Here is a 12783-nt window from a genome sequence, read left to right on the forward strand (position 1 = left end):
CGCTGATGGTATGAGAAAGTTCTGATGGCAGATTTTGTCGCTGTTATTCGAAGGACCGTTGATGGTCTCTCGGAAAATGTTCCCGAGATGCGGGCCAAGGTCTATGATAAGGCTCGTGGTGCCGTTCGCCGTCAGCTTGAAAACATGAAGCCGCGTCCGTCGGACGAAATGATCGAACGCCAGATGGTCAAGCTGGAGGCGGCGATCAACGAAGTCGAGAGCGATAACGCCGAGGCGTTGCCGGCTCTCGACGAACCGCCGGTCGATTCGGCCGTCGAGGCCGTTGCTGCCGAGGAGTATGCGTCGGCTGAGCCGGAAGCGGCGCCCGTTGAGGAAGGGGCTCCGGTCGCCGAGGAAGTTCCGGTCGCCGAGGAAATCCCGGTTGGCGAAGAGCAGCCGGTGGAAGAGCCTCAGCCCGGGCCGGTCGAGCGTCACGAATCCGTCGAACAATACCAGGAACCGGCCGTCGATACGTCGGAGGAAGCGTCCGAGCCGGTTGTTGTCGAAGAGGCTGCAGATCATACGCAGCATGACGTCGCGGCCGATGCGGTCGTCGAGCCTGAACAGGCATATGTTGACGAACCCCAGCCCGAGCCCGAGCCTGAACATGATGCTGCACCGGAAGAGCAACACCACGAGGTGGTTGCCGAGCCGGAGGTCGCCCATCATCCTGAACCTGTCGTCGAGACAGCCAACGAAGCCGCCCAGGACGACGCTGCTCGCGAACCAGCCGAACCGGAATCGATCGCGCCGGACCCTGTCGAGGAGCCGGCCCGGGAGACGGTCGAAACCAAGCTCATGCCGTCGGCAGCATCGGAATGGGAACTGCCGGAATGGAGCGATCCGGTTGCTGTCACGGCCCATACGGAAACTGTCAGGGAAGAGCCTGTCGATTCCGCTGCGATCGTCGACGAGATACCCGACCTCAGCAATTACGAACCGGTCGAAACCATCACGCCGCTCAGCAGCGATGCCGAGGGCAAGGAGCACGCGCCGGGCGATCCCTCGCATTCCTGGGCTTGGGATGACAGCGATCCCTTTGCGCAGGCAACGCCGGCTGCGGCCGTCGAAGGCTCCGAGCCGGCCATTTCCGACTGGTCCTGGCCTGTCGAGAAGACGGCTGCCGCGGTTGAACCGGAACAGGACAAACCGGCGCCGGCCCATGACGGCTGGGGCGATATAGACGAACTGCTGGAACATGGCCGCAACGCTGCGCCCGCTGCCGGTGCCGGGGCCGATGCTGCGGTTAGCGCTGCCGCACAGATGACAAGAGCCGAGACAGCCGCGACCCTCCAGGATGAAATGGAAGTGCCGGCACGTCCGGTGTCCTACCGTGTAGAGCCGAAGCGTTCACGCCTCAACCTGAAGGCCCTTGGACTGGCTGCCGGTCTTGTCCTCGTTCTCGGCGGCGGCGCCTATGCCTACTGGCAGAACCAGACGGTCGTGAATGCGTGGGTCACGGAGACGATCGCGTCGGTCACGTCGCAGGCTCCGATCCAGACGACGCCGGGCACGTCCACGCCCGCCGAAGGCACGAAGGAAGTTTCGAACCCGGCGCAGACAGATACGCAGACGCCTGCGACCAACGAAGCGGCATCGGCCGACAGCAGCACCAAGTTCACGCAGCGCCTCCAGCAGAACGGCACGGAGATCGATGAAGGTCCGGCTGCGGTGCCGGCCGGCGAAAGCACGGCCGAGGAAGGCAAGTCGGTCGCCGCCCAGACTGAAGCCGGCACGCCGCCCCAGGAGACGGCACAGGTCACGCCAGCGATACCCGACGGTCAGGCGACCGGCACGCAGCCGGCCGATGGCCAGCCGGTGCAGCCCGTTCCGGGTCAGCAGACGACGGCCGATCCGGCAACCCAGCAGATCCCTGCCGGTGCCCAGAAGATGTTCCTTTACGAGGAGCGGCTCGGCCAGTCGGCTCCAACGGCGATCGAAGGCAATGTCGTCTGGTCGGTGAAGGAGGAATCCCCGGGCGACGACGCAAAGCCGGAGCCGACCATCCAGGCGCAGATCAACGTGCCCGAGCGCGGCCTGACGGCCTTGATGACGATCAAGCGTAATGCAGACGCGTCGCTGCCAGCCAGCCATGTCATCGAATTCGTCTTCTCGCTGCCTGAAAATTTCGAAGGCGGCAGCATCGACAGCGTCCAACGCGTCGCGATGAAGCGGAACGAGCAGGATCGCGGCGATGCGCTGATCGCTGTCCCGGCCAAGATCACCGAAGACTTCCACATGATCGCGCTCAACGACTTCCCGGAAGCGGTGGCGACCAATACCGATCTCCTGCGCACGCGCAGTTGGATCGACATTCCGCTGACCTATCGCAACGGCCGCCGTGCGCTTCTGACGCTTGAAAAGGGACCGGCGGGAACGGAAGCCTTCGCCAAGGCGATGCAGGCCTGGAGCCTTGTAGCAAAGCCGACGCCGGCCGTTCAGTAATCCGGAACAGACACGAAAAACCCGGCTGGAGCGATCCAGCCGGGTTTTTTAGTGAGAACCGATGCGGTCAGCCGTCAGGCGTCTTCAACGACGCGCAACGCGTTAAGGCGATCCTGGGCAGCCTTTCGGACCGCATCCTGAACCTTCTCGAAGGCGCGCACCTCGATCTGACGAACCCGCTCGCGGCTGATGTCGAATTCGCTCGACAGGTCTTCCAGCGTCACCGGATCCTCGGTCAAACGGCGCGCCTCGAAGATACGGCGTTCGCGGTCGTTCAGCACCTTCATCGCATTCGACAGAAGGCTGCGTCGGTTTTCCAGTTCGTCCTGTTCGATCAGGATATCTTCCTGGCTGTCGTGATCATCAACGAGCCAATCCTGCCACTGGCCGGATTCGCCCTCGCCCGCCTTGATCGGCGCATTCAGCGAGGCATCGCCCGACAGGCGCTGGTTCATCGAAATGACCTCGGCTTCCGAGACCTTCAGGGTGGTTGCGATCTGCGTGACCTGTTCGGGCTTCAGGTCACCCTCATCGAGAGCCTGAATCTTGCCCTTCAGCCGGCGCAGGTTGAAGAACAACCGCTTCTGGTTGGCGGTCGTGCCCATTTTGACCAGCGACCACGAGCGCAGGATATATTCCTGGATCGAGGCCTTGATCCACCACATGGCATAGGTCGCCAGACGGAAACCGCGTTCCGGGTCGAATTTCTTGACGGCCTGCATAAGACCGACATTGCCCTCGGATACGACCTCGCCGATCGGCAGGCCGTAACCGCGATAGCCCATGGCGATCTTCGCCACGAGGCGCAGATGGCTGGTGACGAGTCGGTGAGCCGCCTTGCGGTCGTCATGCTCCTGATAGCGCTTGGCGAGCATGTACTCTTCCTGCGGTTCGAGCATGGGAAATTTGCGGATTTCGTCGAGATAACGATTGAGACCGCCTTCTCCGGCGGTAATAGACGGCAACGTACTGCGGGCCATGATGCACCCCCCTTTCGCGTTCCGGCTTCCTTCTGGCAGGCCGGGCATGTGGGTCTGTCCGACCCCACATGCTCATAGATAAGTGCGGCGAAAGCATGATTCAAGAATTCCGGTTTCACGCTTCAGTGAGACCGGAGAAGCAATTGCTTCGGTTGGGTTGCAATCTGTAAATCGTGTCCGCCCAAGAAATATCAAGGGCGGAGAACGCTGTTCAGGACTTGTGCCGCTTTTGTCGCAGTTAGTGAAGAGGCGATCCGTCGCCTTCCTCCTCGAACATGACGGCGACGTCGCCGTTGGCGCTCAGCCGCACGCGATTGCCATCGACGCTTGCCACGAGCTCGAGAGCGATGAAATGATGGTGGCCCTGGTGACCGGCACCGCTGTCCTTCCTGGTCAGCTTGATCCGGTCGCCTTCGACGTGATCGACCGTGCCGACATGAAGACCGTCAGCGCTGATAATTTCGGCATGTTCTCTGATCTGCGCAGCATCAATCATCGGTTTTCTCCTCTTGCCTGTCTTCCACAACGCACAAGGCGAAGAAAGGATGCATGGAATTCCCGAATTTGCGGCGGTGTACAAAGTGGTCGCCTCCGCCATCCCCCGGGAGAGAAGATTGAACGATACGAACAGCGGTATCGGCCCTCAGGGCTTGCGCCGGTCCGCCATGCTGCTTCAGTCGCCGCGACGCAACGCCTCGACGAGTTCCTGCATGTCGGCCGGCACGGGGGACTCGAAATGCATGGTCTCGCCGGTCGCTGGATGTTCGAAGGCCAGCATGAAGGCATGCAGGGCCTGCCGTGGGAACCGGTTGACGACGGCCTTGGCTTCGTCCGGCAGCAGATTGGCCTTGGTCCGGAAGGCTGCACCATAATCCGTGTCGCCGATCAGTGGATGGCCGATATGGGCCATGTGGACGCGAATCTGGTGGGTGCGGCCGGTTTCGAGGTTGCAGCGGACCATGGCGGCAAGCGCCGTCGAATCCGGCTTTTCATGATAACGCTCGATGACCTGGTAATGGGTGATCGCCTCGCGCGCATCGTCGTCGCCCTCACGCTTGACGGCGCGTTTGATCCGGTCGCCGGCGCGGCCAAGCGGCGCGTCGATCGTGCCTTTGAGGCCACGAGGGCGGCCCCAGACGATCGCCATATAGGCGCGCTCCAGCGGACCGGTGCGGCCGTGATCAGCGAACTGGTCGGAGAGGTGGCGATGGGCGATATCGTTCTTGGCAACGACCATGACGCCGCTGGTATCCTTGTCCAAGCGGTGGACGATGCCGGGCCGCTTGACGCCGCCGATGCCCGAGAGGCTGTCGCCGCAATGGTGAATCAGCGCGTTGACCAGCGTGCCCGTCCAGTTGCCGGCGCCCGGATGCACGACAAGGCCCGGCGGCTTGACGAGAACGATGACGTCGTCGTCCTCGTAGAGCACGTCGAGGGGAATGTCCTCGCCCTTGGGTTCTGGATCCTCAGGTTCGGGCATGCCGATCTCGAAGACATCACCCGGCTGGACCTTCTTCTTGCCTTCCTTGACGATCTTGCCGTTGACGGAGACCTCGCCCTGCTCGATCAGGCTCTTGATCCGGTTACGGGAAAACTCGCCGCCGAGTGCTTCAGTCAGGAACGCATCCATGCGACCGGCCGCATCCTCATTTGCCGTGAGGACTTTCCTAATCGCCGGGGCTTGTTTAAAGGGGTCGTTCATTCTCATTCCATTCCGCGGGTAAGCCAGCCATGTCTCATCAGAAGCCAGTCGAACAGGAAGACAAGCCGCTCGATCCGGTGATCGAGAACGTGCGCCGCAAGATGATCAAGCTGCAGATGGTCTCGGCCGGTGTGATGGTTGTGATGCTTATGGTCGTGCTTTCGGCGATTGTCTACAAGCTAACGCGTCCAGGCAAGGCGGAGATGGCACAAGCGACTGCCGTTGCAGTGCCGAGTGATGCACCTTTGACGGCAACGGCCGCGCTGCCCGCCGGTTTCGAGGTCTCGGATGTCGCCCTGTCGGGCGGCCAGATCCTGTTCTACGGTTCGATTGCCGGCGGCCAGCGCAAGGCGATCGTCTTTGATATCGCCGCCGGCCGCGTCGTCGCCGACGTAGCCGTCAAGACGAACTGAGACGTCTGCCCGGTGGCGAGCGATCTCATCCGCATCGATGATCCAGCCGATCCGCGCATCGCGGGTCTCGTCTCGATCAGGGAGCGGGATCTGACGGGACGCCACGGTCTTTTTATCGCGGAAGGGACCGTCGTGCTGCGCATGCTGGCGACTGCGGATGGGGCAGGGCAGGGTATCCGGGCGGAGGCGATCCTGCTGCTTGAAAACCGCGTCGAGGGCGTTGCGGCCATCCTGGCGGATTTTCCGGCCTCCGTTCCCGTCTATGTCGCCAGTGCAGCGGTCTTCGACGCCATTGCGGGGTTCAACATGCATCGCGGCGTGCTGGCGCTGGGGAGCCGGGATCAGGCGCCGCGAATGGAGGAACTTGTCGGCGGCCTGCCCGAAAAGAGCCTGGTGCTTGCCGCCTGCGGCATCTCCAATCATGACAATATGGGATCGATGTTCCGCAATGCCGCCGCCTTCGGCGTCGATGCAGTGCTGATGGACGAGACCAGTTGCGATCCGATGTATCGCAAGGCGATCCGCGTTTCGGTCGGCTCCGTGCTCTCGGTTCCCTTCGTCCGCGAGGGCTCTGTGACGGCGCTGGTCGGGCGGCTGCAGGCCGAAGGCTTCGCGATCTGGGGCCTGTCGCCGCGCGGCGAGACCGATCTTCATGACATTCCGCCGGCGCCGCGCACGGCGCTACTGGTCGGCACGGAAGGCGAGGGGCTGCCGCAGCATATAATGTCGTCGATCCGCACCGCCCGCATTCGCCAGAAGCCCGGGCTCGACAGCCTGAATGTGGCGACGGCGACGGGCATCGCCCTGCATCAGGTGGCGATGATCAACGGGCACATCTGAGCGGCCAAGCGCCTATCGCTGGTCGGGCGGCAGCATGTCGCGGCTGCGCCTGGCGAGGCTCATGCCGGCGCCACCATTGGCCTCCTTCGCCATTTTCAGCAATGCGGGGATCGGTGATCCAGAACCTTCGTGGGCTGCCGTCAGCATCACCATGGTCGCGGCGATATCGGCAATCTCCTCGCGGATAGCATCATCATGCACGTCATTTGTCGAATGGGTCAGCCGGTCGGCAAGGACGGCGGCGCGATTGCGCACATATTCGGTCGGCACCGTCAGGTCGACAGTCGCCGCCTGTATTTTCGTTTCGTCTGTCTTCGTGCTGTCGGGTGTCACGGTTGCTGCTTGCTGTTCTGCCGAGCTGTCGGTCGGCGCCGGCTTCTTGTCCCTACGGGTCGGTACTGTCAGTCCGGCGGCGCGCAAGGCCCTGGATGCGTCGCGCAGGTCCATGCCGGATTCCTTGATCTTGGCCTTCAGGCGCTCGATCTCAGCTGCCCGGCGTTCGAGGAAACTGTCCTTGTCGGCATTGCTGGCGATTTCCCTGCCAAGCTTGGCGTCCAGCTGGCGAATGCGGGTTCCGTCGCGGGCAAGCCGTGCTTCCAGTTCCCGACCCTTGGCGTTTTCGGCCTTCAGTTCCTCGCGCAGTTTTTCGCGTTCGTCACGCAGGCCGGCCATGCGGCTTTTCAGGTTCTCCGCTTCCGCGTCATAGGCAGCGACATCGATCCGGAGGCTGTCGGTCTCGGCGGAGACGTGATCCAACTGCCGCGTCAGCGTCTTGATGTCGATGCCCTTCTTGACATTGTCGCGCTCGAGATCGGCCAGCGTCGCCTTCAAGCGCTCGATATTCAGCTCCTGCTGGCGTGCCGCGGAACGCAGGTCGGCGGCCTCGACATTCATATCCGCCAACTGTGTGTGGAGATCGGCGTTTTCGCCGGCGACGCGTTGCGCTTCCTTCTGGATCGCGCCGTTCTGCACAAGGAGATGGACATTCTTGTCGCGCTCGCGTTTCAGCGCCTGGCTGGTGCGGGCGTTCTCGGCGGCATAACCGGCGCGGGCGGCATCCTTCTGCGCGCGCACTTCCTGCGGCGACAGCGGCATGGTTGCCTTGAGGCGGTCCTCGGCGAACCGCGTGATGCGCTTGTACACGGCGGGCGCGACCAGCAGGCCAAGGATCACCGCCGTCAGGAAGCCCAGGGCAAACAAAAGTGCGAATTCAATCACGGACTGGCCATTTCACTTCCAAGCACGCGGCATGCTCTGGTCGGGGTTCGGTTCCATCCGCCCGACGGCGGAGATGCTTCAAGTATTCGCGAACGCGGTTTTTTTGCAAGACGCGGCGGCATCGAAAAGGCCTGGAAGCAGAATAACGCGGCGTTTCCCGATCAGAAAGGGTTCCAGGTCGGCTGCTGGGTGAGCTTGAGATAGCCGACATTGATGCCCAGCCGTGCACCGATGCCCGTGCGGATCGGCACCAGCACGATTTGCTCGTCGGTCAGAACCGTCATGCCGATACCGGCCACCACATAGGCCGAACCGGAGACACCGCCGAAACGTTTGTACAGGGCAGGAACGGACGGCAGATTATAGACCAGCATCATCGTCCGGCTGCCCTGGCCTCCCCAGTCGATGCCGAGCGAAGGGCCCTGCCAGAACACGTTGTGCTGGCCTGCGTTCTTGGTATAGAGGTCGCCCTCGCCATAGGTGAGGCCGGCCACGAAGGCACCGGAGCCCTCCTGCCCGAGGATATAGCCGTTCGGCAGGCCGTAATTCTGGAAAGCCCGCTCCACGACCTTGGCAAGGCCGCCGGATGTCGATCCGAAAAAGCCGTGGCCGGCGTCGACGATTTCCTGCATTGAGTACTGCGTACCGTTGGCGCTCTGCGCGCTTGCGCTGGACATCAGGCCGAGGGCGGCCAGAACAATGACGAACGCTTGCAGGCAGGTGGTTTTCACGGCTGAGGCAATCCGCTGCATACTTGTCTCCGTAAAGTCAGGAGCGGCCGGGATGGATGTCCGCGGGCTGTTTTCCTGTCCCGTACCAGATTGTCACGGGTTGGGCTGATTGTGAGCAATTTGAACCGATCATCTTAACAATCGGTTTACCAAATGTGGTGTCATTATGATCTTCGCCTTGACGCTATGTCCGCGCAATGTTCGCGGGCTACAGCAGGCTGGGCAAAGATCGCGGCACGCTGCCTGATATCGCTGGATGAGCCGAAGCCGGATGAAAGGCTATTGAGGAAACGACCATGGGAAAGAACCCGAACCTGACCTTGACCGGTCCCGATCTCGCAGCGCTTCTGTGCAGCCGCGTATGCCACGACGTCATTTCGCCGGTCGGCGCCATCAACAACGGACTTGAACTGCTGGACGAGGGCGGCGCCGATGCCGACGCGATGGACCTGATCCGCACCAGCGCACTGAACGCTTCGGTCCGGCTGAAATTTGCCCGCCTGGCATTCGGTGCGTCCGGTTCGGTCGGCGCCTCGATCGATACCGGCGAGGCCGAAAAGGCCGCCAAGGACTTCGCATCGGTCGAAAAGAAGACCGAAGTGACCTGGACCGGTCCGCGCGTCATCATCGCCAAGAACCGCGTCAAGCTGCTGCTCAACCTCTTCCTGATCGCCTACGGCGCCATCCCGCGCGGCGGTTCGATCGAGGTCATCCTGGAAAACCCGGAATATGACGCGGTCTTCAAGCTGGTCTGCAAGGGCCGGATGATGCGGGTTCCGCCGAGGCTGGTCGAGCTTCTGTCCGGCACGCTGGAAGAGGCGGTCGATGCCCACACCATCCAGCCGTACTATACCGTGCTGCTCGCGGAAGAGGCCGGCATGGAAGTGGAGGTCAGCTCCACGTCCGAGGAAATTCTCTTTACGGCGAAGATGTCTGAGGCCTGAGCTGGAGATAATTCGATTTTTCGTTCCCTCGGTAACTGAATCTTTGCCAAACCGGCATACGGTTGTTGATAGGGGGTGAATTCCCGCCTAGGTATAGAGAAGGAGCCTCGGATGCAACGCTTGATGATTGCCGATGATTCAGATGTCGTACGCAAGGTCGGAAAGCGCATCCTCTCCGGGCTGAATTTTCTGGTGTCCGAGGCGGCCAACGGCCTGGAAGCGCTGGTGCGCTGCGAGGCCGAGCTCCCCAACATCATCATCGTCGATGCCGGTCTCGACGGCGCGCTCGAACTCATCGCCAACATTCGCAATCTGCCCAACGGCAAGACCGTGCGCATCTATTATTGCGTCGTCGAAGCGGACCTGAAGAAGATGATGGCCGGCAAGCGCGCCGGCGCCGACGACTTTCTGCTCAAGCCGTTCGATCGCAAGATCCTGACCAGCGTCTTCGGCGCCCTGTCGATCGCCGCCTGATCCCACGATACCCATCCGGATTTCACCAATGAGCCGCTGCCTCCCGGGCCGCGGCTTTTTCGCGTTCCAAGGCAAGGTTCCGTCAAACCGGACGTGAACACGAAGGGCAGGGCATAGGCTGAAAACGCGAAAGCCCGCCAACATCGGCGGGCTTTGACGAAATTTCTCGGCGGTATCGGCCGTGGCATCCCTGCATTATGCGGGATGGAGGAACACCAGCGGCTGGAATGCCGAAGCTGGATCAGGCGCTTTCCGCGAGATCGCCTTCCGGCTCGCGCAGCACATAGCCGCGACCCCAGACGGTTTCGATGTAGTTGGCGCCGCCGGCAGCATTGGCCAGCTTCTTGCGAAGCTTGCAGATGAAGACGTCGATGATCTTCAGTTCGGGCTCGTCCATGCCGCCATAGAGGTGGTTGAGGAACATTTCCTTGGTGAGGGTCGTGCCCTTGCGGAGCGAGAGCAGCTCCAGCATCTGGTATTCCTTGCCCGTCAGGTGAACACGCTGGCCACCGACTTCGACGGTCTTGGCATCGAGGTTGACGATCAGTTCGCCGGTCGAGATGACCGATTGCGCATGTCCCTTGGAACGGCGCACGATGGCGTGGATGCGGGCAACCAGTTCGTCCTTGTGGAACGGCTTGGTCATGTAGTCGTCGGCGCCGAAGCCCAGGCCGCGAACCTTGTCCTCGATGCCGGCCATGCCGGACAGGATGAGGATCGGTGTCTTGACCTTGGACAGGCGCAGCGTTCTCAAGACTTCATAGCCGGACATGTCGGGCAGGTTGAGATCGAGCAGAATGATGTCGTAGTCATAGAGTTTGCCGAGATCGACGCCCTCTTCACCGAGATCGGTGGTATAAACGTTAAAGCTTTCCGACTTGAGCATCAATTCGATGCTCTGCGCTGTCGCGCTGTCGTCTTCGATGAGTAGAACCCGCATAATTGTCCCCTTTTCCGCCGCCGAAAGGTGTTGATGGCCCCCTTACGCGATACGGATCCAGTCGTTGCCTGATTTGGAGGCTGCCACGAAATGGTTAACAAATTCTGATTCACTCTGGCAAGGTGTATCGGAAATGTTAAATATTTTTAGCAGCCCTCTGTTTTTACAGATGAATCCGGAATGAAATCCTTAATGAAAAACATTAAGAAATTCCGTTATCTGACTCATTTGACTCAACCTATGACGAACCTCAAATTTAACGTCCGGCATTTACTGACCCTTAAATGATCGTCCCTATGATTAACGATGCCCGTAAACGAAAGGTTACCAGCGGTAGGATTTTGTTAAGATCGCTGTAATTTTTTTCATTTTCCGACGCCGTAAGGTCGGTTGGACGGGTCAAATCAGTAACCGGGGTCTCGCATCACGGGAGTATTGCGTATGAAGTCACGTGAGAGCCTTGTTCGCCTGAAGGAATTTCAGGTGAAGGAGAAACAGCGTCAGTTGAGCCAGCTTCAACTGATGATGTCCGAATTTGAGCGGATGACCAAGGAATTGGAAAACCAGATCACGTTCGAAGAAAAGAAGTCTGGGATTTCCGATCCCGCCCACTTCGCCTATCCGACGTTTGCCAAGGCTGCCCGGCAGCGGGCCGACAATCTGCAGGTCTCGGTTCGGGAGCTGAAGATTCAACAGGATGCGGCGGAACTGGCGCTGGAAGAGGTTCAGGCGGAATTCGCCAAGGCCGCGGCGCTCGAAGAGCGTGACAGCAGCATTCGCATGCGCGCCTAGGCGCGTTTGGGAATTGCGAAAAGCCAAAAGGCCCATCTCACGGACTTTGTCTCAAGTCCGTGAGATGGGCCTTGTGCGTTTGAGTGGTCAGGCTTGAATGACATCCTGCCAGTCGGGATGGCGCTGGGCCTGGGCCCGCATGAACGGGCAGAGTGGAATGATCTTCCAGCCCCCCTTGCGGGCTTCCTCGATGGCATGCGCGGCCAGCGCCTGGCCGACTCCCTTTCCGCGCAGCGCATCCGGGACGCTGGTGTGATCGATGATGATCAACAGCGGCGATGTCCGGGAATAGGTCATTTCACCGGTATGGCCCTCGAGCGAAGCGCTGTAGCGGCCGTGTGAACCGGTTTCCAAATTTTCGATCTTCATCGCATCTCTCCATCCGCCGGCGCGGGTCTGTTGTTTCATTGTGGACATGCGCCATCACTGTGCAACATCCGGGAAGGTGGTATGTAGTTCTGCCTTGCAACAGAAGACATGATTCATGCGTCTCGTCACCCCGATTTTCCTGGTCCTTTCCACGTTTTTCCTGGCGCTCGGCCTGGTCCTGCCCCTCGTCAGGTTCGAGAAACTCATCTTCTTCAACGAGACTCCCTCGCTTCTGGGGATCGTGTCGGCGTTGTGGGAGAAGGACAATGCGCTTCTCGCGGTCATCGTCGGACTTTTTTCGGTGGTGTTTCCGCTTACAAAACTCATCGGCATCGCCTTCGAAGCGACCGCGCCGGCGGACGATGCCACCGCGAACACCATGATTTCGCGTCTTCTGCCGATCCTTGGAAAATGGTCGATGATGGATGTGATGCTGGTGGCGCTGGTCATCTTCGCGGCCAAGACCAGTGGCATGGCCGAGGCGTTCACGCAGCCGGGCCTGTGGTTCTACGCGGGATCGGCGATCCTGACCGGGCTTCTGCAGATGCGGTTGCGGCCGCATTGAATGCGGCCGCGCAAGATCTTGCAAATCTGAAATCGGATTAGTGGCGGTACTGCTGGATACGGGTCGTGCGAAGACCGGCAAGGCCGTGGTCGCTGATGGATGACTGCCAGGACAGGAATTCTTCGACCGTCAGGGTATAGCGTTCACAGGCTTCTTCCAGGCTCAAAAGCCCGCCACGAACGGCGGCGACGACTTCAGCCTTGCGGCGGATAACCCAGCGGCGGGTATTGGCCGGGGGCAAATCTGCAATTGTCAAAGGGCTGCCATCGGGTCCGATGACATATTTCACGCGGGGTCGTATCATTTCGGTCATTGGACTCTCTACACATACTCAAGACCATGTGCGCTCAACTTAGCCTGCCACATTTAA

15 protein-coding genes are annotated in these 12783 nt (G+C 60.7%); 7 read left to right on the forward strand and 8 right to left on the reverse strand.

The features are described from left to right. The first annotated feature begins 24 nt into the window (after positions 1-24). Positions 25-2445, forward strand: a complete 2421-nt coding sequence (locus VL202_RS00205) for a hypothetical protein (RefSeq protein ID WP_325462194.1) — start codon at positions 25-27, stop codon at positions 2443-2445. Between the two features lie 74 nt (positions 2446-2519). On the opposite strand, the gene rpoH is transcribed toward VL202_RS00205, so the two are convergent. From rpoH to VL202_RS00220, 3 genes are all read right to left on the reverse strand, one after another. Then, positions 2520-3425, reverse strand: coding sequence for an RNA polymerase sigma factor RpoH (gene rpoH / locus VL202_RS00210; protein WP_325462195.1), 906 nt, complete (start codon positions 3423-3425; stop codon positions 2520-2522). 238 nt (positions 3426-3663) lie between these two features. Beyond that, on the reverse strand, positions 3664-3921 hold the full coding sequence (locus VL202_RS00215; protein ID WP_325462196.1) for a DUF2171 domain-containing protein: 258 nt from the start codon (positions 3919-3921) through the stop codon (positions 3664-3666). A gap of 177 nt (positions 3922-4098) precedes the next feature. Next, entirely contained in the window at positions 4099-5127 is a 1029-nt protein-coding gene (locus VL202_RS00220; RefSeq protein ID WP_325462197.1) for an RluA family pseudouridine synthase, read from the reverse strand. Between the two features lie 29 nt (positions 5128-5156). Between VL202_RS00220 and VL202_RS00225 the strand changes: the two genes are divergently transcribed. After that, the gene (locus VL202_RS00225) at positions 5157-5540 is read left to right on the forward strand and encodes a hypothetical protein (RefSeq protein WP_325462198.1); all 384 of its coding nucleotides are present in this window, start codon (positions 5157-5159) and stop codon (positions 5538-5540) included. Positions 5541-5552: 12 nt separating this feature from the next. Beyond that, the gene (locus tag VL202_RS00230) at positions 5553-6380 is read left to right on the forward strand and encodes an RNA methyltransferase (RefSeq protein WP_325462199.1); all 828 of its coding nucleotides are present in this window, start codon (positions 5553-5555) and stop codon (positions 6378-6380) included. A gap of 12 nt (positions 6381-6392) precedes the next feature. Here the strand turns inward: VL202_RS00230 and VL202_RS00235 are convergent, their stop codons facing one another. Together VL202_RS00235 and VL202_RS00240 are read right to left on the reverse strand one after the other, a co-directional pair. After that, on the reverse strand, positions 6393-7598 hold the full coding sequence (locus tag VL202_RS00235; RefSeq protein WP_325462200.1) for a hypothetical protein: 1206 nt from the start codon (positions 7596-7598) through the stop codon (positions 6393-6395). A gap of 161 nt (positions 7599-7759) precedes the next feature. After that, the gene (locus VL202_RS00240; protein ID WP_325462201.1) at positions 7760-8350 is read right to left on the reverse strand and encodes a DUF1134 domain-containing protein; all 591 of its coding nucleotides are present in this window, start codon (positions 8348-8350) and stop codon (positions 7760-7762) included. 275 nt (positions 8351-8625) lie between these two features. On the opposite strand from VL202_RS00240, the gene chpT reads away from it, so the two are divergent. Both chpT and VL202_RS00250 read left to right on the forward strand, forming a co-directional pair. Further along, complete coding sequence (gene chpT, locus VL202_RS00245; RefSeq protein WP_325462202.1) at positions 8626-9273, forward strand: histidine phosphotransferase ChpT; 648 nt, start codon at positions 8626-8628, stop codon at positions 9271-9273. Between the two features lie 111 nt (positions 9274-9384). Beyond that, positions 9385-9747 (forward strand): response regulator, encoded by a 363-nt coding sequence (locus VL202_RS00250; protein WP_325462203.1) that lies wholly within the window; start codon positions 9385-9387, stop codon positions 9745-9747. 241 nt (positions 9748-9988) lie between these two features. On the opposite strand, the gene ctrA is transcribed toward VL202_RS00250, so the two are convergent. Further along, a complete protein-coding gene (gene ctrA / locus VL202_RS00255) occupies positions 9989-10687 on the reverse strand; it encodes a response regulator transcription factor CtrA (protein WP_056339603.1) in 699 nt (232 codons plus the stop codon). A 441-nt stretch (positions 10688-11128) separates the two neighbouring features. Between ctrA and VL202_RS00260 the strand changes: the two genes are divergently transcribed. Continuing rightward, entirely contained in the window at positions 11129-11479 is a 351-nt protein-coding gene (locus VL202_RS00260; RefSeq protein ID WP_325462204.1) for a flagellar export protein FliJ, read from the forward strand. A gap of 87 nt (positions 11480-11566) precedes the next feature. Here the strand turns inward: VL202_RS00260 and VL202_RS00265 are convergent, their stop codons facing one another. Then, complete coding sequence (locus VL202_RS00265) at positions 11567-11848, reverse strand: GNAT family N-acetyltransferase (RefSeq protein ID WP_325462205.1); 282 nt, start codon at positions 11846-11848, stop codon at positions 11567-11569. 115 nt (positions 11849-11963) lie between these two features. Here VL202_RS00265 and VL202_RS00270 point away from each other — a divergent pair, with 115 nt between their 5' ends. Then, the gene (locus tag VL202_RS00270) at positions 11964-12413 is read left to right on the forward strand and encodes a paraquat-inducible protein A (RefSeq protein WP_325462206.1); all 450 of its coding nucleotides are present in this window, start codon (positions 11964-11966) and stop codon (positions 12411-12413) included. 37 nt (positions 12414-12450) lie between these two features. Here VL202_RS00270 and VL202_RS00275 read toward each other — a convergent pair whose 3' ends face one another. Continuing rightward, positions 12451-12726: a DUF1153 domain-containing protein gene (locus VL202_RS00275; RefSeq protein ID WP_004430042.1), complete on the reverse strand. Its 276-nt coding sequence runs from the start codon at positions 12724-12726 to the stop codon at positions 12451-12453. Positions 12727-12783: the final 57 nt, after the last annotated feature.

The sequence above is a fragment of the Pararhizobium sp. genome (assembly GCF_035497515.1).
GTDB lineage: Bacteria > Pseudomonadota > Alphaproteobacteria > Rhizobiales > Rhizobiaceae > Pararhizobium.